Source organism: Aurantimonas aggregata (assembly GCF_010500835.1).
Classification (GTDB): domain Bacteria; phylum Pseudomonadota; class Alphaproteobacteria; order Rhizobiales; family Rhizobiaceae; genus Aurantimonas; species Aurantimonas aggregata.
Window position 1 is genome coordinate 866,471 of record NZ_JAAAMJ010000001.1, and the last position, 23,428, is coordinate 889,898.

A 23,428-nucleotide genomic window follows, 5' to 3' on the forward strand; every position below is an offset into this window, starting at 1 on the left:
GGGGTCCAATGACGGCTGATCGCTAGTTTCGCTCTCCAGGCGCCAGCCGATCGAGGTCGAAGGCCAGCACATCGTCGAGAAAGGCGAGGAACGAAGCCGCCTGATGCGCGGCGATGGCGGCGCCGATATCCGCCGTCGCCAGCCGTGCGTCGCCGACGACGCCGGCCGGATTGAGGTCGCGCGCCATCCAGCCGAAGCCGAGCCTTCCGTGCGCCCGCAGGTGCATCGCCTCGGTTGACAGTGTGTCCTGCAGCGACGGGAAAGCCCCGATCGCCTCGCTGCGGACCAGCTCCGGCCGGAAATGCAGCATCAGCGACGTCTCCACCGCCCCGCCATGGATGCCGGTAGCGATCTCTTCCGGCGGCAGCAGCCCGTCCGGATAGCCGAAGCGCAGCCACGAGCAGGTGGCCACCATCAGCCCGTGCGCCCGCCGCAGCTCGAGCGCCGCCGTATCCATGATCGGCGTGTTGCCGCCATGGGCGTTGACGATCACCAAGCGCCGAAAGCCGCTGGCGGCGAGCCCCGCGCCGATCTCGATCAGCGCCGCTGTCGCCGTTCGCCAGTCGTGGCTCAGCGTGCCGGCACAATCGGCGTGCTCGGTCGACTTGCCGATTCGCAGCGTCGACAGGAACGTCACCGGACGATCCTGGGGCAGCATCGACAGAACCAGCGCGACCATTTCGTCGGAGAGGATGGCGTCGGTGCCGAGCGGCAGATGCGCCCCATGCTGCTCCACGGCGGCGATGGGGATGACGGCCACCGCGTCGGACAGAGATCCCCGCTCGGCGGCGAGCTCGGCGCTGGTCATCTCCTCGTAGATCGGCCGCATGCGCGCGCCTCCTCCTGCCTGCTCTGACGCTACGCCGGCGCAGCGAAACCTCGCGGCGCCGGCAAGGTGGACAACATAGCCGCCTCACGTCATTTTGCCTTGCAAAATGGCGGTGACCCTCTCGGTCCCGCGCAATCGGGTGGAACGTCGATGGCTGTCAAGAAGAAGAAGCAGTTCGTCACCGCCCATCTGAGCCTCGCCGGCCGGGCGGCCCGCACGGCGCTGTCGCAGCGGCTGACCTCGCTCGAACTCTATCCCGGCCAGGATGCGGTCCTGCTGGCGATCGGCGAGGAGGATGGGATCGCCCTGCGCGATCTTGCCGAGCGCCTCGCGGTGCGGCCGCCGACCATCACCAAGACCGTCGCCCGGCTCGGCAGCCAGGGGCTGGTCGAGAAGCGCAACTCCGACAGCGACGCCCGCCAGAGCCACGCCCACCTTACCGAAAAGGGCCTCGCCATCGTCGACGCGGTGCGCAGCACGCAGAAGGCCGTCGAGCGGCGCGCCCTCAAGGGGTTTTCCAACAAGGAGCGCAAGCTGATGCGCAAACTGCTGCAGCGCGTCACCGCCAATCTCGACGGCACGCCCCTCCCCGCGATGGTTCCGGACGAGGAATAGGCCATCAATCCCTGCCCTGCTGCCCGGCGGCCTTTCCCCGCCGGGCCGTCTTTGCCATAGATCGGCCGGGCATCCGCATGAACAGAACCGAACGAGTCTAGGTGGCGCAGAAGGTCAAACTCTCGACGATCGCGGACGCGCTGGGCGTGTCGACGGCGACCGTCTCCCTCGCTTTGCGCGACAGCCCGCTCGTGGCCGAGGTGACGCGCGAGCGCATCAAGGAGGCGGCACGCGACTTCGGCTATATCTACAATCGCCGCGCCGCCTCGCTGCGGACCTCCAAGTCCGGCATCGTCGGCGTCTGCGTGCACGACATCATGAACCCGTTCTTCGGCGAGATCCTGATGGCGGTCGAGGAAGAACTCGATCGCCAGCGCCAGACGTTCATTCTCTGCAACCACCATGACGACCTGTCCAAGCAGCGCTCCTTCGTCGACACGCTGCTGCAACTCGGCGCCGACGGGCTGATCCTGTCGCCGGCGCTCGGAACACCCGCCGCCGACATCCGCCTCGCCGAGGACAACGAATTGCCGGTGACGCTGATCGCCCGAACGGTCGAGGGCTCCGGCGTCCGCGGATTTCGCGGTGACGATTCCTATGGCATGGGTCTGGCGGTCGACCACCTGATCGAGCGCGGTCACCGTGAGATCGCGATGGTCGGCGGCACGGCGATGACGTCCACCGGGCGTGACCGCGAAGCGGGCTATCTCGCCGCGCTGGAGCGGGCCAAAATTGCCTTCCGACCGGAATGGCGGGTCGAGGGACCCCGCAACCGCCATTCCGGCTTCGACGCGACGGCGACCGTGCTCGCGATCGAGCCGCGCCCGACCGCCATCGTCTGCTTTTCCGACCTCGTGGCGCTCGGCCTGATGTACGGCTTGTCGCGCGCCGGGCTGCGGCCCGGCATCGACATCGCCGTCACCGGCTATGACGACATCGACGAGGCGGCGATCGCCATGCCGTCGCTCTCCACCGTGTCGAACGGCCAGCGCGAGGTCGGCCGCCGCGCCGCCGGCGCGCTGCTCGATCGCCTCCGCGGCGAGCCCGCCATCGACGAGACCGTCCTTATCCGCCCGGAGCTCAAGATCCGGCAATCCAGCGAATATGCCTGGCCGTCATGATGGCCGGGCCGACATCATCTTAAGGGAAGGAAACCCATGACCGACTTCGCATCCTTGACCATTCTGGTCCCCGGCCGGCTGAACCCGGACACGCTCGAGACGCTGAAGCAGACCTTCGACGTCGAGCATGTCGAGGATCGCGACCTCTCGCGGCTCTCTGCGGAGCGGCGCGACAGCATCCGCGGCATCGCCCAGATGGGCCCGATCGACGGCGCCACCATGGACATGCTGCCGAAGCTCGAGATCATCGCCAATTTCGGCGTCGGCTATGATGCGGTCGATACGAAGGCTGCAACCGCGCGCAAGATCGTCGTCACCAACACCCCGGACGTCCTGACCGAGGAAGTCGCCGACACTGCGCTCGGTCTGCTGCTGATGACCGTCCGCGAACTCGGCGCGGCCGAGCAGCATCTGCGCGCCGGTCTCTGGGAGAGCAAGGGCAACTATCCGCTGACCGGCGCGACGCTGCAGGGCCGCACGGCCGGCATCATGGGCCTCGGCCGCATCGGCCTGGCGATCGCGCGTCGTCTCGAAGGCTTCGGCGTGAAGATCGCCTATCACAACCGCTCGGAGCGGGACGATGTCGACTATCCCTATCACGCGACGCTCGAGAGCCTTGCTGCCGCCGTCGACACTTTGATCATCGCCGCGCCCGGCGGTGCTTCCACGGAAAAGGCGGTCAACGCCGCCGTCCTCAAGGCGCTCGGCCCCGACGGCATCTTCATCAATATCGGGCGTGGCTCGACGGTCGACGAGCCGGCGCTGATCGAGGCGCTCAAGGACGGCACGATCCGTGCGGCGGGTCTCGACGTCTTCGACAAGGAGCCGCATGTGCCGGCAGCGCTGATCGCCCTGCCCAACGCGGTGCTGCTGCCGCATGTCGCCTCCGCATCGCGCCACACGCGGCGCGCCATGGGCGAACTCGTCATCAACAACCTCAAGGCGTGGTTCCAGGGCGAGAAGCCGCTGACGCCGGTGACGGAATCGGTCGAGGCAGGCCTGGCGCGCAGCGCCTGAGGCAGTCGCCGCGCCGGCCGGGTCATCCCGGCCGGCGCGGTACTCTTTTCGAACTTACCCGGCTTGCTTCAGGCACTCGCCCGCCGCCGTGGCGGAGGAGCGCGCCGACATGCGCCCGACCTGGCCGGCCGCGACGAGCGATTTGGTCGCCGTTGTGACGCGGTCGCGCAGCGAACCGGTGGCCGGTGCGGCAGCGACAGTGTCGTAGATCAGTTTCGCCTCGGCCGGGAGCGCAGCGGCGCAGGCGGGCGCTTGCGCGTGAGCGGCGCCTGAGATGACGGAAGCAGACAGGAGCGTAGCGAGCAGGAGCCTTGGCATGGATGGACCTCGTCGCGACAGGCACGGTCGGGATGACCGAGCGGCCGGACCTTAGGCGCGACTGGATCGCTTGTCATCCATTCCGGCTGGAAGCGAAGTCCAGGCCCGGCAAGGCTGGAAGCGAACGCACTAGTGCGCCGCAGCAATCCAGCAAGAGCTTGGCCGGATTGGTAAATCCCTAAAATTTCTTTCCCGCGTCAACCTTCGGTTAAGCCTATTGGTCGTTAATGCGGACGAACGATGCTTGGAGTGTTCGTCATGAATTTCGCCGCAACGGTAGTCGGCGCTGGAATCGCAGGTGCAGCGCTCATCTTCTATATCGAGAGCACGCATGCGGTCGTCGCCGAAATCGGCACCGAGGAATCGAAAGTCGACCGGATTCGCACCGCCGGCATCGGCCCGGCTGCGCCGAGCGACCAGCGCTCGAGCGCGATCCGGCTGATCGACCTGCGCAGCGGGGCGAACTGCAAGATGGCGCGGCCCGATGCGCTGCCATCCTATTACACCCCGGCTCCGCTCGGCCCCGATTGCGTCAGCTCCCCGGAACTCCGGCAGGTGTCGCAGTGGCGCTCGGGCGACGATGGCGCGCTGGAGATGGCCGACACCGACGGCCGCATGGTCCTGCGCTTCATGCCCGGCGACGGCGTGCTCTTCGAGTCGATCTATCCGATCGACACGATGATGACGATCGTTCCCGCGCGAGGCTGAGGCAGAACCGGCTTCGGCCTGCCCAGTGACGCCGGTCAAATGGCCATAGCCGCCCGCACATCTTCCAGCCGCCGAATCTGCCGGCCGGCTGCATCGAAATTGGCCGGATCGAGCCACGCCTCGAAGCTCGCCTGCAAGGCTGGCCACTCGCTGTCGACGATCGAGAACCAAGCCGTGTCGCGGTTGCGGCCCTTGACGATCATGTGCTGGCGGAACGTGCCCTCGTAGCGAAACCCGAACCGCTCGGCGGCGCGGCGCGACGGCAGGTTGCGATCATCGCACTTCCATTCGAGCCGCCGGTAGCCGAGGTCGAAGGCCCGGCGCATGATCAGGAACAGCCCCTCGGTCGATGACACGGTCTGCTGCAGCGACGGCGCCAGGCAGATATGACCGATTTCGATGACGCCATTCGCCGGATCCGCCCGCATCAGCGCCGCGACGCCGCTGGCTTTGCCCGTCGAGGCCGGCACCAGCGCGTGGAACCGCATCGTGTCGCCCAGATAGGTCCGCGCGGCAAAGCTGCGGAAGCTTTCGCGGTCGACGAACGGGCCAAAGGCCATGAACTCGAAGATCCGACCGCTTTGGTCCGTGGTATAACCATCGTACAGTTCATCGAAGCGCCGCTCGTCGGTGAACGGCTCGATCCGGACGGCGCTTCCCTCGATCGGCTCGGTCCCCGGCAGCGCGCGTGGTGCAAAACCGGCGAGATCGGTCTGGGCCCGGCTCATCGGGCGTGCCGCCGGATGAAGCCGATGGTCCCGGCCGGGATCACGTCTTCCTGGAACGGGATGGCCGTCGCGAAAGCCGTGATCGCGCCCGTGTGGGTGACGCCGGGAACCATGATTTCCTCCACTGAAACGCCTTGCGCTCGTGCTTTTGCAGCCAGCGAGCGCGTGTTCTTCGGATCGACGACCGTGTCCGCCTCGCCGGCGATCAGCAGCATGGGCGGCTCGCCACCGTCGACGAAGGCGACCGGCTGCGATTCTGCCCGCGTTTCGGCGGGAAACACCTGCCGGTAGCGTACCTCGGTCAGCGGCAGGAAGTCGTAGGGTCCGGCGAGGCCGATGAAGCCGGCGAGCCCGCTTGCCGGAAACGACTCCCGTGCCAGCCAGCGTTCGTCGGTGGCCAGCAGCCCGGCGATCTGTGCACCGGCCGAATGCCCCATGAGAAACACCTTCCGCTGCCCGGCCGGGACGCCGTGGTCGCCGCCCTCGAGGTCGCGGGCGATCGTCGCCGTCGCTGTCGCGGCATCCTCGATGAAGCCGGGAAACCGCACTGCCGGATAGAGGCGGTAGTTCGGGATGGCGACGATGATGCCTTCGCTGGCCAGCGCCTGGCCAAGAAACGGATAGATGTCCTTCGACCCGTCAGCCCAGCTGCCGCCGTGGATGAACACGACGAGCGGCGTGTCGCTGCCCGCGCCGTCCGGGACGTAGAGGTCGTAGGTGCCCCGTTCGCCGTCCTGGTAGCGCAGGTCAGCGATGCGCTCGTAACCCGCTTCGCTGGTGGCGGCGTTCAGCGCTGCCGCGCAGCCGGCGAGCCACAGGCCGAGCAGCGAAGCGGCAACGGGCGCGAGCGTGGATCTCAGGCGTCGGATTGGGAAGAATCGGGACAGTCTCATCGGCGCTGACATAGCGGGCTGTCGCGGCGCAGCAATCTTGGCAGGCGCGCTTCCGCCAGGTGGACGGAGGTGCTCAGGCGGAGCCGAGCCGCGTGCCGATGCGCTCCAGCGCCGCGGCAGTCTCGTTGAGGCTTTCGACGAAGGATTCCCGTTCGCGGCGGCGGACATGCTCGAGTTCGCCGGTATCGACCGATTTCTGTTCCATGCCGCCTTCGAGCTCGGCGATCCGCCGGCGCGCCTCGAACAATTCGTCCGTCGCGGTGATCGCCGCCATGACCGTCAGCCGGAGATCGCCGATCTGCCCGAAGCCGTCGCGCAGTTCCGCGATCTTGCGATCGACCTCGGCGGCAAGCGCCGTCAGATGCGGCTCCTCGCCCTCGCCGCAGGCCATGCGGTAGGTCTTTCCGTCGATGCTGACCACGACTTGCGGCATCGCGATTTCCTACTCTCTCACCGGTGCTGTTCCAGGACGCCGCGGACGCGTTCCATGGCGTCGACCAGCCGCTGCGACACTTCGCGATTGGCTTGCGTCAGCCGCTCGTTGCGGGCGAGCGCGGCATCGAGCTCGCGCGCCAGCCGGCCCCGGTCGGCGGTCATGCGCTGGATTTCGACTTCGGCGCCCTGCACCACCGTCTCGCGTTCGAGCCGGGCCTCGACGGCGTGCTCCAGCCGCTCGATCGCAGTTCGAAGGCGCAGGCGCGCCGCTTCGAACGGATCATCCAGCGGCATGGCTTCGTCCCCCTGTGGTCGGTCCCGGACCGGTCCAGCCGCATAAGCGGCAGAGCCGTTCCGGCATTTCTCCAAGCTCTAGCGGCTCGTGGCAGGGATGAAAAGCGCGGGGCTGCGCCCGGGGCCGGTTTGTTGACACCCCACAGGGCATGTGATGTCTGCCGCCCGTTCCGGCCAGCGTGGCCGCCGATGGAGCGGACCGATGACCACACCCGAGATGCAGCGTTCGATGGCGAACGCGATCCGCTTCCTTTCCGCCGACGCGGTCGAGGCCGCCGGGTCCGGCCATCCCGGGCTTCCGATGGGCGCGGCGGATATCGCGACCGTCCTGTTCACGCGCTTCCTGACCTTCGATCCGAAGCAGCCGGCATGGCCCGATCGCGACCGCTTCGTGCTGTCGGCCGGGCACGGATCGATGCTGCTCTACAGCGCGCTTTATCTGCTCGGCTACGACGACATCGATCTCGAGGAGATCCGCCGCTTCCGCCAGCTCGGCGCGCGCACCGCGGGCCATCCGGAATACGGCCATGCCGCCGGCATCGAGACCACCACCGGCCCGCTCGGCCAGGGGCTTGCCAACGCGGTCGGCATGGCTTTGGCCGAACGCGCCATGAACGCACGGTTCGGCGACGACATCGTCGACCACACCACCTACGCATTGGTCGGCGACGGCTGCCTGATGGAGGGCATCAGCCAGGAGGCGCTGTCGCTCGCCGGGCATCTGAAGCTCAACAAGCTGATCGTGCTCTGGGACGACAACGGCATCACCATCGACGGCAAGGTCTCTTTATCCGACTCCACCGACCAGGCCGCGCGCTTTGCCGCGAGCGGCTGGAACACGCTGGCCTGCGACGGCCACGACCAGGAGGCGATCGCCGCGTCGATCGAGACGGCGCGGGCGAGCGACCGGCCGACGCTGATCGCCTGCAGGACCACGATCGGTTACGGCGCGCCCGGCAAGGCCGGAACCTCGAGGGTGCACGGGTCACCGCTTGGGACCGAGGAACTGGCAGCAGCGCGCAAGGCGCTCGGCTGGGAGTACGGCCCCTTCGAGGTGCCGGCGGCCATCCTCGACAAATGGCGGCTCGTCGGGCTTCGCTCCAGCGCCCGGCGCAAGGAGTGGGAAAAGCGCTTCGCCACCGTCGATGGCGAAATCCGCGGCGAGTTCCTGCGGCGGGTCCGCGGCGACCTGCCGAGCGGCGTCGGCCAGGCGATCCATCGCTGGAAGCGCCAGCTCAACGCGGAGCGTCCCAGAATCGCGACCCGCAAGGCATCCGAACTGGCGCTCGAAATCATCAACGCCATCGTCCCGGAGACTCTCGGCGGATCGGCCGACCTCACCGGCTCGAACAACACCCGCACCAGCCAGATGGAGGCGATCGCGCCGGGCGACTATGCCGGACGGTTCATCCATTACGGCATCCGCGAACACGCCATGGCGGCGGTGATGAACGGCATCGCCCTGCATGGCGGCTTCATCCCCTATTCCGGCACGTTCCTGGTCTTCTCAGACTACTGCCGTGCCGCCATGCGGCTTTCGGCCCTGATGGGGCAGCGCGTGATCTACGTGATGACGCATGATTCGATCGGCCTCGGAGAAGACGGTCCGACGCACCAGCCGGTCGAGCATCTCGCGGCATTGCGGGCGATCCCGCAGATGCAGGTCTTCCGGCCGGCCGACGCGGTGGAAGCGGTCGAGTGCTGGGAGCTGGCGCTGCAGTCGCGCCATGCCCCCTCGGTGCTGGCCCTCAGCCGCCAGGACCTGCCGACGCTGCGCCTCGACCAGCACGACGAGAATTACAGCGCTCGCGGTGCCTACGAGATCAGCCCGGCCTCGGGCGAAGCGGAAGTGACGATCTTCGCCACCGGCTCGGAGGTGGAGATCGCCTTTGCCGCGCAGGCGGAACTGGAGAGCGAGGGCGTCCTGACCCGCGTCGTGTCGGTGCCCTGCTTCGAGCTGTTCGAGGCGCAGAGCCCGGAATATCGCCACGTGATCCTCGGCGACGGTACGACACTCAGCATCGCCATCGAGGCCGGCATCAGGCAAGGCTGGGACCGCCTCATCGGCCGCGACGGCATCTTCGTCGGCATGAGCGGCTTCGGCGCATCCGGGCCCGCCCCGGCGCTCTACGAGCATTTCGGCATCACCGCCGCGGCTGTGGTCGAGGCGGTGAAAGCCCGCCGCGGAGCCTGACCGTAGCGCTGGCGGCCGGGCGGCGCTCACATCGCGGCGACCGCCGGAACCGCGCCAGCCTTCCCGGCATCAGCGGAAATCATCACGGTCATCAGAAAAGCTGACCGACGCGAATGTTGATCCGCGCCGCCGGGGACTGTACAGCCCATGGCGACCGAGATTACCGGCGTTTTCACTCACCGGGCACCCATCACAGGAGACGGATCCATGACAGTTCGCGTTGCCATCAACGGCTTCGGCCGCATCGGGCGCAATGTCCTGCGGGCGATCATCGAGTCCGGCCGCACCGACATCGAGGTCGTCGCGATCAACGATCTCGGCCCGGTGGAGACCAACGCCCATCTGATCCGCTTCGATTCCGTGCATGGCCGCTTCCCCGGAACGGTGACGGTCTCCGGCGAGACGATCGACGTCGGTCGCGGCCCGATCCGGGTCACCGCCGAGCGTGATCCGAAGAACCTGCCCTGGGCCGAGCTCGGCGTCGACGTGGCGATGGAATGCACCGGCATCTTCACCGATCCGGCCAAGGCCTCGGCGCATCTCGACGCCGGCGCCAAGAAGGTGCTGATCTCGGGCCCCCTGTCGGGTACGGCCGGCGCCGAGAAGACCATCGTCTACGGCGTCAACCACCAGAGCCTGACGGCGGACGACAGGATCGTCTCGAATGCCTCCTGCACCACCAACTGCCTCGCGCCGGTCGCCAAGGTCCTCAACGACGCCATCGGCATCGACAAGGGCTTCATGACGACGATCCATTCCTATACCGGCGACCAGCCGACGCTCGACACGATGCACAAGGATCTCTATCGTGGCCGCGCCGCCGCCCTGTCGATGATCCCGACCTCGACCGGCGCCGCCAAGGCGGTCGCGCTGGTGCTGCCGGAGCTGAAGGGCCGCCTCGACGGCGTCGCCATCCGCGTCCCGACGCCAAACGTTTCGGTGGTCGACTTCAAGTTCGTCGCCAAGCGCGACACGACGGTCGAGGAAGTGCAGGCGGCAATCCGCGCCGCGGTCGAATCCGGCCCGCTGAAGAACATTCTCGGCCTGACCGATGCGCCGAATGTCAGCCATGACTTCAACCACGACCCGCATTCCTCGGTGTTCCACATGGACCAGACCAAGGTGATGGACGGCAATTTCGTGCGCATCCTGTCCTGGTACGACAATGAGTGGGGCTTCTCGAACCGCATGTCCGACACCGCCATCGCGATGGCCAACGCCAGCTGACCATACCGATCCGTTCGTTCTTCCAGAAAAGGGGGCTGCCTGTACGAGGCGGCCCCCTTTCGCGTTCAGCGCCGTGATCAGGCCAGCGCCGGCCGCCTCCGGGTCATCGCCCGGTCGAGCGCCAGCATGACCAGCAGCGAGGCGCCGACAAGCGGGAAGATGATACCGCCGACAACGAGGATGGCGAGCAGTCCGCGGAACACGCGGCGGTCCTGCGGCATCGGCGGCACGCCCATCGAGCCGCTCGGGCGTCGCTTCCACCACATCACGCCGGCCGACACCGCCAGCAGGACGTTGCCGGCGCAGACCCCCAGCAGCAGGAGCTGGTTGAGCAGCCCGTATTGCTGGCCCATGTGGACATTGATCCCCCATTCGAGCCAGCGCCCGCCGGGTCCGTAATCGGCGTAGCTCATGTCGACCAGGGACTCGCCGGTGTACTGGTCGAGATGCACGACGCGCTGCCGGGAGAGGTCGTCCGGATAGACCGAGCCGGTGTAGACGCCCTCAGGCTTGCCCGGAATGTTGACGGCATAGCCGCGATTGAGACCGAGATCGTCAAGGATCGCCACCGCCCGGTCGAGGCCGATCGGCTGCGTCGCCGCCGCGGCGCCCGGTGACATCGGGACCTGCGCCTGCTCCATCGACCACGCCGTCAGCCCCTCGTCGGAAAGCTTGCTGCCAGACATCGGCACGTCGGTGCGCACGCGGGGGGGGTAGCCGAAATTGGCGCCGTTGGCCCATTCGTTGACCTTGCCGCCCCAGACCTGCGACCACGGCATGCCGGTCACCGCGAGGAAGACGATGAAGCAGCCGACGACGCTGCCGGTCACCGCGTGGACGTCGCGCCAGAACAGCCGATTGCGCGGCCTGCCCCGCACCGAGACGACGCCACCCTTCTGGCCCCGCGGCCACCAGAGGAAGATCCCCGTCCCGACGAGCAGGATCACCCAGCCGCCGGCGATCTCGATGATGCCGCGTGCCACCGGCCCGAAATAGCGCAGGCTGTGCAAATAGCGGACCGTCCACATCACCGTGCCGCGATCGGCCAGCGCGCCCAGCACCGCGCCATCATACGGATCGACATAGACCGCCAACCGCTCACCACTGTCGGCATTGACGGTGATCTCGGCCGAGCTGCCGGGTGTCGCCGGGTCGGTGTACTTGACCGCCCTGCCGGGATGGGCCGTGATCGCCGCCGCGACCATGGTGGAAGGCGAAGCGAGCGCGATGTCCTGGCGGATCTCGACCGTCTTCAGGTCGGCGTGGACGAGGGCGTCGATCTCGTCCCTGAAGAGATAGAGCGCCCCGGTGATCGACAGGGTGATCAGGAACGGCAGGACGAAGAGCCCTGCGTAGAAATGCCAGCGCCAGACGGCGCGGTAGAGATCGGGCGAGGCGAGAGAACGCGCGGCGTCCTCGGCCTGCCCGGCGACGAGACGGGACATGGTTGCAATCCTTTGGACAAACGGGTGACACGGGCAGCGGCCAACCTCACGGCAGCCGGAAGCTGCCGCCGAAATCGCGGGCTGCGTGAATTCATGGGATGCGAGGGCCGCCGGGCGGTAGCCGCGGCGGCCGGATCAGCCCGGCCTAGTGGCCGGCGTGGCCGTCATCCTGCGGCTCGACATCGACGGCCACGTCATCGGCCGGCATGCTCGAGTGGTCCATCGCCGAATGATCCGGCTCGGGCGCGCCCATGGCTTCCACCGCAAGCTCGACCTCGACCGGCCCGGCCGTCTCGAACTCGAGCGTCAGCGGCACGCGGGCGCCATCCTGCAGCGGCTCCACCGGGTCGATCAGCATGAGGTGGTACCCGCCCGGGGCGAGCGCGACGGTTTCGCCGGCCGGAATGTCCAGGCCATCCGTCACCTGGCGCATGCGCATGACCCCGTCGGTGACCTCGGTCGAATGGATCTCCACCGCCCGCGCCGCAGAGGTCGAGCCGCCAACGAGGCGGTCCGGCGTCTGGCCGTTGTTCTCGATGGAAAGATAGGCGCCAGCGACCTTCGCCTGCGGCGGCGTCGCGCGCGCCCAGGGATGGCCGATGTGGATGTCGGCGACCTGGTAGTCGTGCGCGGTGACTGTGGTGGTGGCGAGGGCCGTCAGGGCAGCGCCGACGAGCAGCGACTTGAAAAACGACATGGGAATTCTCCAGATGAACGGGGATCACGGCCCTGCCGCGATAGGCGGCCGGCCGATGGATACGCTGTCAGATGGAGAAGGCTGGCGGTCCCGTGGGATCCGGGGCGAGCGCGAGGGTCGGCGAGACCCGGTCCGCGTCGCCCTCATCGGCCAAGATTGGGCTGGCGCCGGCAAGGAGCGAAAACGCCGCACCGAGCCCCTCTTCCGGGGCGAATTCGGCGAGGACGGCGGCGGTCGCCGAGCAGGCGATGCCGCAGGGGCAATCGAGGCAGATGCCGCCGGAGCGATCGCGATGCGGAGCCGGCGCGTCGGCGACGGCTTCGACCTGGAGACCGTGGCAGATCACCGGCGATGCCGCGGCGACCGACATGCCGCAGGTCATGCTGGAGAGGAAGGCCTGCAGCACCAGAAGCTGAATGGCCAACACGAGCGCGCCCGCTCCCGCCACCCTGTCTCCCAGTATGAGCCTGAAAATCCGCATCGCCTGATCTAGCGTGAAACCGCAGGGCTGTCATCCGGGGACGCGGGCATGGCGGCAACCCTGCCGGAGCACCGGCGGATCAGCCGCCGAGATGGCATCGCGAGCGATCGCCCACGACTTGGTCTCAGGCGGTTTTCAACCGATACGTCGGTAGTTTTTCGAGCGGTTCCGGCTATATCGAAAGACATAGTGCGAGCATCTGCCTTGGGGGCTGCGGTCACTGTCCGGGCAGCCGACGGGCTCGCCCTCCCAACACCGAAGGGTCAAGCACCGCGCCGATGCTCGAATCGCTCTACGTCATTGTCCTTGTCTCGGCAGTCCTCATCCTGCTGGCAGCCTTCTCGAGCCTTCTCGCCTTTCGCTTCGGCGCTCCGCTGTTGCTGCTGTTCCTGTCGATCGGCCTGTTCGCCGGCGTCGACGGAATCGGCATCGCCTTCGACAATGCCGGCCTGGCCTATTTCGTCGGTTCGCTGGCGCTGGCGATCATCCTGTTCGATTCCGGCTTCGGCACCTCGCTGGCGTCGTTCCGGCAAGCGGCCGTGCCGGCGATCGCGCTGGCCACCGTCGGCGTGCTGCTCACCGCCGTGCTGTTCGGCTTCGCCGCGTCATGGCTGCTCGGCCTGCCACTGCTCGAGGGCATGCTGCTCGGGGCGATCGTCGGCTCGACGGACGCAGCCGCGGTGTTCTTCCTGCTCCGCGTCGGTGGCATCGCCATTCGCGAGCGCGTGCGCTCACTGCTCGAGATCGAATCCGGGACCAACGACCCGATGGCGATCTTCCTCACCATCGCGCTCGTCGAGCTTCTGGCCAGCGGCGGGGGGCTGGAGGCACTGGGCGTCGACGTGGCGGTCGGCTTCCTGCAGCAGATGGGCCTCGGCATCATCTTCGGCTTCGCCGGCGGGTGGCTGATTCGGACGCTGGTCGCGAAGCTGGCGATCGACCGGGGACTCCTGCCGGTCTTCACCCTGGCGCTGGCGCTGCTGGTCTTCGGCGTCGCGGGCGCGCTGGGCGGCTCGGGATTCCTCGCCGTATACATCGCCGGCCTCTATGCGGCCAACAGCGGGCTGCGCCATGCCGCCAGCCTCAAGCGCTTCCAGGACGGGCTGACCTGGCTCTCGCAGATCGTCATGTTCCTGATCCTCGGCCTTCTGGCGACGCCGTCGCAATTCGGCGAGATCCTGCTGCCAGCCGTGGCGCTCGCGGCGTTCCTGATCTTCGTCGCGCGCCCGATGGCCGTCTGGCTGTGTCTCCTGCCCTTCGACTTCCAGCGGCGCGAGACAGCCTTCATCTCCTGGGTGGGCCTGCGCGGCGCGGTGTCGATCCTGCTCGCCATCGTCCCGCTGATCGGCGGCCTCGACGACGCCCGGCTGTTCTTCAACGCCGCCTTCATCATCGTCCTCGCTTCGCTGCTGGTGCAGGGCTGGACGATCGGCCTGCTGGCCCGCCGGCTGGGGCTGATCATCCCGCCGCGCATCGGCCCGGTCGAAAAGGTCGAGCTGGAACTGCCGGGCACCGCCAATCACGAGCTGCTGTCCTACCGCGTCGTCGCCGACAGCCCGGTCGCCCGCGGCGAGCGCGTGCCGCGCTGGGCCCGCCCGTCGCTGGTGGTCCGCGACGGCATCTCGATGCGCTACCAGTATGCCGGGCGGCTGCGCGCCGGCGACTACGTCTATCTGTTTATCTCGCCGCGTTATCCGCGGCTCCTCGACCGGCTGTTCGCCAGCCCCGCCCCGGTCGGCGCGGACGATGCCGAATTCTTCGGCGAGTTCTCGGTCGATCCCTCCTCCCCCGCCAGCGGGCTCGCCACCGCCTACGGCGTAAAGCTGAGCGACGAGGACAGGAACGTCACCATCTCGGACATGATGATCCGTCGTCTCGGCGGCCGCGCCGAATATGGCGACCGCGTCTCGGTGCGCCCGATCGAGCTGATCGTCCGCGAGACCGGCCTCGACGGCGCCGTCGTCGCCGCGGGCCTGTCGCTGGAGCCGGAGGCCGGCCGCGGCAGCAAGATTCCGCTGTTCCTCAATCTGCGGGAGATCCTGACGGTGGGTCGGCGGCTGGTCTCGCGCGAAGCCGGCGACAAGCCGTAACACCGCTGCCGCCGCGGTTTGCCAGCAAGGCGATTGCCCTTCGCCGATCTCTCGCGCTACATCGCCGCTGGGGCACGGTGAGGCGTCGGTCCGAGGGGCACCGGGACAGCGGCGAAAGCGCCGGCATTGCGGAAGCGATGCTTGGCCGACGACCCGTATCCCGCGGATACGGTGACCCCGAGGAGGAGACGGCATGACAGTATTCAAGACCCTCGACGACGTCGACGTCGCCGGCAAGCGCATCCTGCTGCGCGTCGACCTGAACGTCCCGATGCAGGACGGCGAGGTCGGCGACACGACGCGGATCGAACGCATCCTGCCGACGATCAGGGAACTCGTCGACAAGGGTGGCCGGGTCATCCTGCTGGCGCATTTCGGGCGCCCGAAGGGCAAGCCGAACCCGGAAATGTCGCTGGAGCCGCTGGCGCCGATCCTCTCCGACATGCTCGGCCAGCCGGTCGGTTTCTCCGACGACTGCGTCGGCCCCGTCGCGGAAGGCATCGTCGGTGCCCTTGAGGACGGCAACGTTGTCCTGATGGAGAACACCCGCTTCCATGCCGGCGAGGAGGCCAATGACGAGGACTTCGTCGCGCGCCTCGCTTCGCTGGGCGATATCTTCGTCAACGACGCCTTCTCGGCGGCGCATCGTGCCCATGCCTCGACCGAAGGCCTGGCGCGGCATCTGCCGTCCTATGCCGGGCGTACCATGCAGGCCGAACTGGAAGCCCTGGAGAAGGGTCTCGGCGATCCCGAACGCCCGGTCGTCGCGGTGGTCGGCGGCGCCAAGGTGTCGACCAAGATCGACCTCCTGCAGAACCTCGTTGGCCGCGTCGATGCGCTGGTCATCGGCGGCGGCATGGCCAACACTTTCCTCGCGGCGCAAGGCAAGGACGTCGGCAAGTCACTCTGCGAGCACGACCTCGCCGATACCGCGCACCGGATCCTCGCCGCAGCCAAGGAATCCGGCTGCGCCATCGTGCTGCCGGTCGATGCCGTCGTCGCCCGCGAGTTCAAGGCGGGCGCCGCCAGCGACATCGTGCCCGTGGACAACGTCCCGCATGATGCCATGATCCTCGATGCGGGTCCGGACTCGGTCGCGGCTGTGGCTGCCTGGCTCGACAAGGCGAAGACGCTGGTCTGGAACGGTCCGCTCGGCGCCTTCGAGATCCAGCCCTTCGACAAGGCGACCATGGCGGCGGCACGCCATGCGGCGGAACTGACGAAGTCGGGCAAGCTCGTTTCTGTCGCAGGCGGCGGTGACACGGTGGCCGCATTGAACCAGGCGGGCGTCGCGGATGACTTCACCTATGTCTCGACGGCCGGTGGCGCCTTCCTGGAATGGATGGAGGGCAAGCCCCTCCCCGGCGTCGAGGTCCTGAAGGCCTGATGCCACCCGAATCATCGTTTTCCGGCGGACCGGCCAGTTGGGGCGAACTCGACCCCGGCGGGCTCGCCGCCTCGTTCAAGACCGGCCTCATCTCCTGGCTGCTCCTGCCCGTCTATGTCTGGCAGGGCCTGGCCACGCGACGCCGGATCGAGCGGCTGCTGCCGCCGGTCGGCCCGCGCACCGGCTGCATCGGCACCGAGACGAAGGATGAGGCCGCGATCCGACTGCTGGTCCTCGGCGATTCCTCGGCGGCCGGGATCGGCGTCGAGCGAATGGAGGATAGCCTTGCGCCGAAGCTTGCGGAACGGCTCTATGCGCTGACCGGCCTCTCGGTGTTCTGGCGCACCGCCGGCGCCAACTCCGCCGTCTCGGCGGAGGTCCGCGACCATGTCGTGCCCAATCTCGCCCCCGAAGCCTTCACCCACATCGTCCTGATGATGGGCACCAACGACGCCAAGAACTGGCATGGTGCCCGCAAGTTCAAGAAGAATTTCGGCAGCCTGCTCTATGCACTCCGGGCCAAATGGCCGGAGGCACGGATCGTCTGGTCGCCGCCGGTGGACCTGAAGCGCGTGCCGGCTTTGCCGCCGGCCCTCGCCTACGTTCTGGAGCTGCGCGCCCGCATCATCCGCCAGCGTGGCGCAAATCTCTGCGCCGAGCGCGGCATCGTCGTCTCCACCACGCTGCCGCGCGTCGAGCCGGCCGGCTTCGGCCCGGACGGCTTCCATGCCTCGGTGGCGGGCTATGCCTACTACGCGGGTCACCTGGTGAACTACGTCCTCGGCGACCGGACGCGCTTCCACGACCCCGAAACGATGATGATCGACGGCTGAACGGCGCTCAGGCGATCGAGGATGGGCACAGCGAGGCGCCACTCCGCGACGCTTCCGCCAGCGGATCTGCCCCCAGCCCGGGCCGGCGCGCGTCCGCAGCCGTCGAGGCCCGCATAGGGTTCGCGAGAACGCTTCGCACGATGGCGGCGCGCGTGCCTTCCGATGCCCCCTGGTGCTGGCATGGGCGCGCGCCAGGGCGTTGATCCGCGTGGCGGGTTCTCGTCGCTTGGGATAGGCTGCCGACACTGAAACCGGAGAGCCCCGATGTTCGAGACCACCGCGCAGGACAGCTTCACCAAGCACAAGGACTCTCGCGGCGAATGGATGGTGAAGATCAATCGCAGCGGCCAGCTGCAGCCGCCGATCTTCTGCCGCGACGAGGCGCACGCCGACGCCGTGATCCGCGAGCAGGAAGAGAAGCATCGCGGCTGATCGCGAACGCCGAAGCGTCTCTTCGGACGCCCCGCTCGTTCTGTGCCAAAGCCCCCGGCCGAGCCGTTCGTGTCTTCACAGAACGGCTCGGGTAGTCCAAAGCGGGGCCTGAACCGAAAGGATAGCCCATGGCCAGACAACCAAACTTCAATTTCGAACGCCAGGAACGCGATAAGGCGAAGGCCGCCAAGAAGGCCGCCAAGCTCGACGCCAAGAAGGCCGCCAAGGCCTCCGAGCAGCCGGAAACGGATGCCGGCTCCGAGTCGACCGACGCGACGGACTCGCCGCGCGACTGATCGCGCTTATTTATCACGGCGACGGAGCGGCCATGCCCGCTTCGGCCTGCCGGGATAGACCGATATCGCCGGACCGGCCGTAGCGCGCTGTCATGCCGCCCACGAACCCGAGGACAACGATGTCTGCCAGATCCACTCTCTTCGCAGCCTTGGTCGCTGCCACCGCGCTGTCCGGCTGCGTCGAAAGCGGCGGCGGCTACTACGATGACGGCTATCGCGGCCCGGTCTACAACGACGGGTACCGCGGCCCGGCATACGGCGATCGCTATCGTGGGCCTGTGGTCGTCGACCGCGCAAGGCCAGGGCCTCGGCGGGATTATTATCGCGATCGGCGGGAAGATCGACGCGAGACGTACAGGCGCGAGCGCCGCGACGACCGCGACGACCGTCGGCGAGACCGCCCGGTCGAGGTCGATCGGCCGCGGCCGGTCGAACAGCCGCCGCGCGTCGAGCGTCGTCGCGCCCCCAACACCGGGCTGGCGGCATGCGACCTCTCCGACAGGGATTGCCGCATCAGCAGGTCAAGGGACGGGCGCGACCCCCGGTCCTGACTGCGGCGCTGCCGCTCCGCCACATCATCGTCAGACTAAGATTGCACTTTCCTGGCAGAAGGGAGATCGCGATGAGCGACGATTGGACATTCATCGGGCTGGGAATGGCGCTCGGCCTTGCGCTGGGTGCCCTGCTGGGCGCGCTGGCTTTCGACGATATTCCGGTGGGAATCGCCATAGGCCTCGCCCTGGGGGCGGGCCTCGGCAATGCCGTCGGCCGCCACCGCCAACGCTGAAGCCAGCGCGTTTCGACCGCTTCGGCGCTACTCTGCCTCGTCCTCGTAGCCGACGAGATGCAGCGGACGGGCGCGCAGCTGGCGCAGCTCGCACCAGCGGACCAGCGCCTCTTCCCGCCCGTGCGTGACCCAGACCTCCTGCGGCGCGATCTCGTCGATCGTCTGGGTCAGCTCGTCCCAGTCGCAATGGTCCGAGATGATCAGCGGCAGCTCGACGCCGCGCTGGCGAGCCCTCTGGCGCACCCGCATCCAGCCGGAGGCAAAGCACGACACCGGATCCGGGAAGCGCCGCGCCCACCGATCGGCGAACGCGGAGGGCGGGCCGACGACCACGGCGCCGGCGAAGTCGGCCTTGATCGTGCCGTCGCCGCTTTTGGCCTCGATCGTCGCCGGGCGCAGCTCGCCGAGGTCAATGCCCTCGGACTGATAGAAGTCGCAGAGCTTCTTCAGCGCACCGTGGATGTAGATCGGCTTGTCATAGCCGGCGTCGCGCAGGTGGCGGATCACCCGCTGCGCCTTGCCGAGCGCATAGGCCCCGACCAGATGCGCCCGCTCGGGAAACTGCCGCAGCGAGGCGAGCAGCTTGGCGACTTCGTCGGCCGTCTCCGGATGGCGGAACACCGGCAGCGCGAAGGTCGCCTCGGTGATGAAGACGTCGCAGCGCACCGGCTCGAACGGCAGGCATGTCGGATCCGCCCGGCGCTTGTAGTCGCCCGAGGCGACGATCGTCAGGCCGTTGTGGCTGACCGCGATCTGGGCCGAGCCGAGGACGTGGCCGGCCGGGTGGAAGCTGACGTCGACGCCGTTGATCGTGATGGTCTCGCCGAGCGGCGCCTCCTGGCGCTCGACGCAGAAATCCTCGCCGTAGCGCAGCGCCATGATCGCCAGCGTCTGGCGCGTCGCCAGCACCTTCTCGCTGCCCGGCCGGGCATGATCGGCATGGCCGTGCGTGACGAGCGCCCGCGGCACCGGGCGCACCGGGTCGATGTAGAAGTCGCCGGGCGGACAGTAGAGGCCGGCCTCGGTCGGGCGCAGCAGGTCGTCGGGGCGCATGGGGTCCTTGGCGTATCGTGGAATATCCGGCCGGCTTAGTTAAGCCGAAATTCCGCCGAGGCGACCCGCATCGGATTTCTTTCGCACTGCAACGGACTATGATCGCGGTCGAATCGCCGTCGTCCCCTCAGGATCGTCCCATGCCGCACTTCCTCCCAGCTTCGACCGGGGCGCTCTGACCATGGCGAGAAGCTTCGGCGCCTGGTCGGCGACGGCGACGCATCATTCCCCGCTGGAAGATGCCCAGGGCATCCTCACCGGGGCGATCCTGACAGCCATGGGCCTGTCGATCCTCGCGCATCTCGGTTTCCTGACAGGCGGTACCGCCGGGCTGGCGCTGATCCTCTCCTACGCGACGGGCTGGAATGTCGGCCTGGTTTTCTTCCTGGTCAATCTGCCGTTTTACGGTCTCGCCATCGGCCGCATGGGCTGGCACTTCACGATCAAGACCTTCCTCGCTGTTGCCCTGCTCTCGGCCATGACGGCGCTGCAGCCGGACTATTTCACGCTTGGCACGGTCAACCCGCTGATCGGCGCGGTGCTTGGCGGACTGCTGATCGGGTTCGGCCTGCTGGCGATGTTCCGCCATCGCGCCAGCCTCGGCGGTGTCGGCATCCTGGCGATCTACCTGCAGGACCGGCTCGGCTGGAAGGCGGGGTACACGCAGCTGGCGATCGACCTGGCGATCCTGGCGCTGTCCTTCACCGTGGCGGAGCCCGCCGCCATCGCCTATTCGGTGCTCGGCGCGGTGGTGCTCAATCTGTTCCTCGCGGTCAATCACCGGCCGGACCGCTACATCGCTGCCTGACGCGACAAGTCAGGCGGCGTCCCGGCCCCCGACGATCATCTCGCGCTCGCGCGGCAGGAACGGCGTGCCCTCGGAAGGACCGTTGCCGCTTTCCGCATCGAGGCGCGCCGCCTCCTTCAGCATGGTTTCGCGCAGCCGGCACACCATCGCCCAGCCGCTGACCGGATCTTCCGCCGACGCCAGGAACCAGACCAGCATCCCGTTCACATCCTGACCGATGACCTGGACCTTGGCGGAATCCTTGTCGATGACGTCGTCGGATTCGTCGATGAATTTCTGGAACGCCTCGCGCAGGCGATCGACGTCGGCGCGATGGTCGAGGCGCAACTCGACGCTCTTGATCAGGCTGGCATCCTGCTTGGTCCAGTTCTCGAAGCTGTTCGAGACCAGTTCCGAGACCGGCACGATGATCCGCCGGTTGTCCCAGCTCTTCAGCTGCACATAGGTGAAGTTGATCTTCTCGACGTAGCACCACTGGCCTTTGTAGAGCACGGCATCGCCGATCCGGGCCGTCTTGGCGAGAGCGATCTGCAGGCTCGCCATGATGTCGGCAAGGACGGACCGCGCCGCGAACGCCAGGATCAGGCCGATGGCGCCGGCTGACGCCAGAATGGAGAAACCGAGGGTTTCGAACGCGTTGATCTGGATCAGCACGAGCGCGGTACCGACGAGGAACGCAATGACGATGGCGACGCGGCGTGCGGCGGAGATGTTGGTGTAGAGGTTGCGCTGGTCGGCGGCCTCGGAGTCGCTGAGCTCTTCCATATTGCGGCGGACGACACGATCGAGCACGGCGTCGACGATCCGTACCGCGATGAGCGCCAGCGCGATGATGAACAGTGCCGATTGCAGCGGCGTGAGGAAGATGTTCACGGCACCGGAGAAGGTGAACAGCCACGTCTTCACCAACGAGAACGTGCCGACGCAGACCATCAGCGCGACCGGCATCTGGATCGTGTCGACGATGTTCTCGGCGATCTGCGACGGCTGGTTGTGCTTGGCCCGGTTCATGCCGGCATAGGCGAGCGCCGCCGCACCGATCGCAAGCAGCAGGATGATCGGCAGCGCGATCACCTCCCACCAGGCCAGCGTCCAGAAGGCACGTTCCTGCAGGAACTGCGGCAAGGCCCTCTCGAATCGAGTCGGGCCGAATACCTCGTGCAACGCGAGGATGTTGCCGACCGTCTGCTCCGAAAACACCCAGACCGGATCACCGTCCGCCGGCTTGACGCGCGCGATTCGGACCGGGACCGGCCGGTCCGGCAGTTCCAGGATGGCCAGCCTTATATTCCGGCGCGGCTCTCCCGCCAGGGGGTTCTCGCTGGCGACATTGTCGGCCAGCGCATCCGGCCGGTCCGGCAGGTCGCCCCAGTCGAGCCACATGGCGCCTTCGATGACTTCGTTCAGCCGCGCGGCGAGCGCCGGCCCCATCTCCGGCTGTATCGCCGGGTCGACCCCCGACAGGTCGAGCAGATGCGCCGCGGTGTCCCAATCGTCCCGTTCAGCCGCGAGGATGAAGCTCTCCATCGTCCCCTGCGGCGTATCGCGATCGATATAGGTTTCGACCGGCGGCAACCCCGAATTCAGGGAGTCGATCTCGAGAAAGCGCGGTGAACCGCCCGATTCCTGCGCACTCGTCGCCAGCTGCGTCGCAAGGAGAATGAGGAAAGCAGCAAGCCAGCGCATCACACGGGTGCCTCGTGGTTCGGATGGTCTGAGCGAGTAGCTAGGGGCGATCGGCCGCAGACCCACCCCGCACGACGTAATTGGGTCACCGACCCTGTCGCCGGCGACCCGTTGACGGTCGTGCGACGCGCGGCGCAAATGGCCGGGCATGGCCAACGGACGTATTCAAGAATGTCACCGACGCTCTGGCTGACCACCGTGGCCATGGTCGCCTTTGCCGGCAACTCGCTGCTGGCGCGCCTCGCGCTCGCTGACGGCGCGATCGACGCGGCAGGGTTCACCGGCATCCGGCTGACCTCCGGCGCGGCCGTTCTCGCGCTCATTGCCCTCAGGGCACGCAGGGAGACGGGAAGCGGACCCACTATCGGCGGCAGCTGGGCTTCCGCCCTGGCGCTTTTCGTCTACGCGATCGCGTTTTCCCTCGCCTATGTGGAGCTCGGCGCGGCCGTCGGCGCCCTCGTCCTGTTCACCGCGGTGCAGGCGACGATGATCGCCTGGGGCCTCGTGCAGGGCGAACGCCCCAGCCGCCGGGAGATGGCCGGCCTTGCCGTCGCCTTTGCCGCCTTCGTGCTCTGGCTCGCGCCCGCCGTGACGCGGCCCGACCCGCTTGGCACGTTGCTGATGATCGCCGCAGGCATCGCTTGGGGCGTCTATTCGCTGCGCGGCAGGGCGGCCGGCGATCCGATGCGGGCCACCGCCGGCAATTTCATCCGCACCTTGCCACTCGCCGTGCCGCTCGTCGTTGTATCGCTGTGGCAGGACGGCGTCAGCGCAGAGGGGCTGATCCTGGCGCTCGCCTCCGGCTGCGTCGCCTCCGCGCTGGGCTACATCGTCTGGTACCGGGCGCTGGCGGGCCTGACGTCCCTCGCCGCTGCCATCGTCCAGCTCTCGGTGCCGGTCATCGCCGCGCTCGGGGCGGTACTGTTCCTGTCCGAGACGCTGAGCCTCGGCTTCGTCGTCGCCGCCGCCTTCGTTCTCGGCGGCATCGGCTTCGCGCTTTTTGCCCGGCAACGATAGCGGCGGGCAAAATCGCCGCGCCGACCCTATCTTCGCG

General features: G+C 67.8%; 26 protein-coding genes. 15 read left to right on the forward strand and 11 right to left on the reverse strand.

From position 1 onward, the window contains the following. Window positions 1-22: 22 nt before the first annotated feature. Complete coding sequence (locus GTW51_RS04035; RefSeq protein WP_163042556.1) at window positions 23-829, reverse strand: creatininase family protein; 807 nt, start codon at window positions 827-829, stop codon at window positions 23-25. Window positions 830-979: 150 nt separating this feature from the next. Here GTW51_RS04035 and GTW51_RS04040 point away from each other — a divergent pair, with 150 nt between their 5' ends. The 3 genes from GTW51_RS04040 to GTW51_RS04050 all read left to right on the forward strand — a co-directional run bounded on the left by GTW51_RS04040 (window position 980) and on the right by GTW51_RS04050 (window position 3,582). Continuing rightward, entirely contained in the window at window positions 980-1,444 is a 465-nt protein-coding gene (locus tag GTW51_RS04040) for a MarR family winged helix-turn-helix transcriptional regulator (RefSeq protein WP_163042557.1), read from the forward strand. A 101-nt stretch (window positions 1,445-1,545) separates the two neighbouring features. Next, window positions 1,546-2,565, forward strand: a complete 1,020-nt coding sequence (locus tag GTW51_RS04045) for a substrate-binding domain-containing protein (protein ID WP_163042558.1) — start codon at window positions 1,546-1,548, stop codon at window positions 2,563-2,565. A gap of 36 nt (window positions 2,566-2,601) precedes the next feature. Beyond that, window positions 2,602-3,582, forward strand: a complete 981-nt coding sequence (locus GTW51_RS04050) for a 2-hydroxyacid dehydrogenase (RefSeq protein WP_163042559.1) — start codon at window positions 2,602-2,604, stop codon at window positions 3,580-3,582. A 54-nt stretch (window positions 3,583-3,636) separates the two neighbouring features. Here GTW51_RS04050 and GTW51_RS04055 read toward each other — a convergent pair whose 3' ends face one another. Then, window positions 3,637-3,900, reverse strand: coding sequence for a hypothetical protein (locus tag GTW51_RS04055; protein ID WP_163042560.1), 264 nt, complete (start codon window positions 3,898-3,900; stop codon window positions 3,637-3,639). A gap of 258 nt (window positions 3,901-4,158) precedes the next feature. Here GTW51_RS04055 and GTW51_RS04060 point away from each other — a divergent pair, with 258 nt between their 5' ends. After that, complete coding sequence (locus GTW51_RS04060; RefSeq protein ID WP_163042561.1) at window positions 4,159-4,608, forward strand: hypothetical protein; 450 nt, start codon at window positions 4,159-4,161, stop codon at window positions 4,606-4,608. 35 nt (window positions 4,609-4,643) lie between these two features. On the opposite strand, the gene GTW51_RS04065 is transcribed toward GTW51_RS04060, so the two are convergent. From GTW51_RS04065 to GTW51_RS04080, 4 genes are all read right to left on the reverse strand, one after another. Beyond that, window positions 4,644-5,336, reverse strand: coding sequence for a GNAT family N-acetyltransferase (locus GTW51_RS04065; protein ID WP_163042562.1), 693 nt, complete (start codon window positions 5,334-5,336; stop codon window positions 4,644-4,646). After that, window positions 5,333-6,229: an alpha/beta hydrolase gene (locus tag GTW51_RS04070; RefSeq protein ID WP_163042563.1), complete on the reverse strand. Its 897-nt coding sequence runs from the start codon at window positions 6,227-6,229 to the stop codon at window positions 5,333-5,335. Before GTW51_RS04070 ends, GTW51_RS04065 begins: the two co-directional genes overlap by 4 nt. Window positions 6,230-6,302: 73 nt before the next feature. Continuing rightward, entirely contained in the window at window positions 6,303-6,662 is a 360-nt protein-coding gene (locus GTW51_RS04075) for a cell division protein ZapA (protein ID WP_163042564.1), read from the reverse strand. A 17-nt stretch (window positions 6,663-6,679) separates the two neighbouring features. Continuing rightward, window positions 6,680-6,958, reverse strand: a complete 279-nt coding sequence (locus tag GTW51_RS04080) for a DUF4164 domain-containing protein (protein ID WP_163042565.1) — start codon at window positions 6,956-6,958, stop codon at window positions 6,680-6,682. A gap of 202 nt (window positions 6,959-7,160) precedes the next feature. On the opposite strand from GTW51_RS04080, the gene tkt reads away from it, so the two are divergent. After that, window positions 7,161-9,152 carry a transketolase gene (gene tkt / locus GTW51_RS04085; RefSeq protein WP_163042566.1) on the forward strand — a complete coding sequence of 664 codons (1,992 nt, stop codon included), beginning with the start codon at window positions 7,161-7,163 and terminating at the stop codon, window positions 9,150-9,152. Window positions 9,153-9,359: 207 nt separating this feature from the next. Next, window positions 9,360-10,379, forward strand: a complete 1,020-nt coding sequence (gene gap / locus GTW51_RS04090) for a type I glyceraldehyde-3-phosphate dehydrogenase (RefSeq protein ID WP_163042567.1) — start codon at window positions 9,360-9,362, stop codon at window positions 10,377-10,379. Window positions 10,380-10,456: 77 nt separating this feature from the next. Here the strand turns inward: gap and GTW51_RS04095 are convergent, their stop codons facing one another. The 3 genes from GTW51_RS04095 to GTW51_RS04105 all read right to left on the reverse strand — a co-directional run bounded on the left by GTW51_RS04095 (window position 10,457) and on the right by GTW51_RS04105 (window position 12,945). Continuing rightward, window positions 10,457-11,824, reverse strand: a complete 1,368-nt coding sequence (locus GTW51_RS04095; RefSeq protein WP_163042568.1) for a PepSY-associated TM helix domain-containing protein — start codon at window positions 11,822-11,824, stop codon at window positions 10,457-10,459. Between the two features lie 145 nt (window positions 11,825-11,969). Beyond that, window positions 11,970-12,521, reverse strand: a complete 552-nt coding sequence (locus GTW51_RS04100) for a copper chaperone PCu(A)C (RefSeq protein ID WP_163042569.1) — start codon at window positions 12,519-12,521, stop codon at window positions 11,970-11,972. 67 nt (window positions 12,522-12,588) lie between these two features. Further along, on the reverse strand, window positions 12,589-12,945 hold the full coding sequence (locus GTW51_RS04105; RefSeq protein WP_163042570.1) for a hypothetical protein: 357 nt from the start codon (window positions 12,943-12,945) through the stop codon (window positions 12,589-12,591). 335 nt (window positions 12,946-13,280) lie between these two features. On the opposite strand from GTW51_RS04105, the gene GTW51_RS04110 reads away from it, so the two are divergent. The 7 genes from GTW51_RS04110 (at window position 13,281) to GTW51_RS23480 (ending at window position 18,827) form a co-directional block, all read left to right on the forward strand. Beyond that, the gene (locus GTW51_RS04110) at window positions 13,281-15,092 is read left to right on the forward strand and encodes a potassium/proton antiporter (RefSeq protein WP_163042571.1); all 1,812 of its coding nucleotides are present in this window, start codon (window positions 13,281-13,283) and stop codon (window positions 15,090-15,092) included. Window positions 15,093-15,285: 193 nt separating this feature from the next. Then, on the forward strand, window positions 15,286-16,479 hold the full coding sequence (locus tag GTW51_RS04115) for a phosphoglycerate kinase (protein ID WP_163042572.1): 1,194 nt from the start codon (window positions 15,286-15,288) through the stop codon (window positions 16,477-16,479). Next, window positions 16,479-17,312, forward strand: a complete 834-nt coding sequence (locus GTW51_RS04120) for an SGNH/GDSL hydrolase family protein (RefSeq protein WP_163042573.1) — start codon at window positions 16,479-16,481, stop codon at window positions 17,310-17,312. Before GTW51_RS04115 ends, GTW51_RS04120 begins: the two co-directional genes overlap by 1 nt. Before the next feature lie 264 nt (window positions 17,313-17,576). Continuing rightward, window positions 17,577-17,744: a hypothetical protein gene (locus tag GTW51_RS04125; protein ID WP_163042574.1), complete on the forward strand. Its 168-nt coding sequence runs from the start codon at window positions 17,577-17,579 to the stop codon at window positions 17,742-17,744. Between the two features lie 128 nt (window positions 17,745-17,872). Beyond that, on the forward strand, window positions 17,873-18,040 hold the full coding sequence (locus GTW51_RS23475; protein WP_203565849.1) for a hypothetical protein: 168 nt from the start codon (window positions 17,873-17,875) through the stop codon (window positions 18,038-18,040). 119 nt (window positions 18,041-18,159) lie between these two features. Beyond that, complete coding sequence (locus GTW51_RS04130; RefSeq protein ID WP_163041843.1) at window positions 18,160-18,591, forward strand: hypothetical protein; 432 nt, start codon at window positions 18,160-18,162, stop codon at window positions 18,589-18,591. Window positions 18,592-18,662: 71 nt separating this feature from the next. After that, window positions 18,663-18,827, forward strand: coding sequence for a glycine zipper domain-containing protein (locus tag GTW51_RS23480; protein ID WP_203565850.1), 165 nt, complete (start codon window positions 18,663-18,665; stop codon window positions 18,825-18,827). Window positions 18,828-18,854: 27 nt separating this feature from the next. On the opposite strand, the gene GTW51_RS04135 is transcribed toward GTW51_RS23480, so the two are convergent. Continuing rightward, window positions 18,855-19,880, reverse strand: a complete 1,026-nt coding sequence (locus GTW51_RS04135; protein WP_163042575.1) for a ligase-associated DNA damage response exonuclease — start codon at window positions 19,878-19,880, stop codon at window positions 18,855-18,857. Window positions 19,881-20,061: 181 nt separating this feature from the next. On the opposite strand from GTW51_RS04135, the gene GTW51_RS04140 reads away from it, so the two are divergent. Further along, window positions 20,062-20,688 (forward strand): YitT family protein, encoded by a 627-nt coding sequence (locus tag GTW51_RS04140; RefSeq protein ID WP_163042576.1) that lies wholly within the window; start codon window positions 20,062-20,064, stop codon window positions 20,686-20,688. A gap of 9 nt (window positions 20,689-20,697) precedes the next feature. On the opposite strand, the gene GTW51_RS04145 is transcribed toward GTW51_RS04140, so the two are convergent. Next, entirely contained in the window at window positions 20,698-22,374 is a 1,677-nt protein-coding gene (locus GTW51_RS04145; protein ID WP_163042577.1) for a mechanosensitive ion channel family protein, read from the reverse strand. A gap of 171 nt (window positions 22,375-22,545) precedes the next feature. On the opposite strand from GTW51_RS04145, the gene GTW51_RS04150 reads away from it, so the two are divergent. Further along, window positions 22,546-23,391 carry a DMT family transporter gene (locus GTW51_RS04150; protein WP_163042578.1) on the forward strand — a complete coding sequence of 282 codons (846 nt, stop codon included), beginning with the start codon at window positions 22,546-22,548 and terminating at the stop codon, window positions 23,389-23,391. Window positions 23,392-23,428 lie beyond the last annotated feature (37 nt).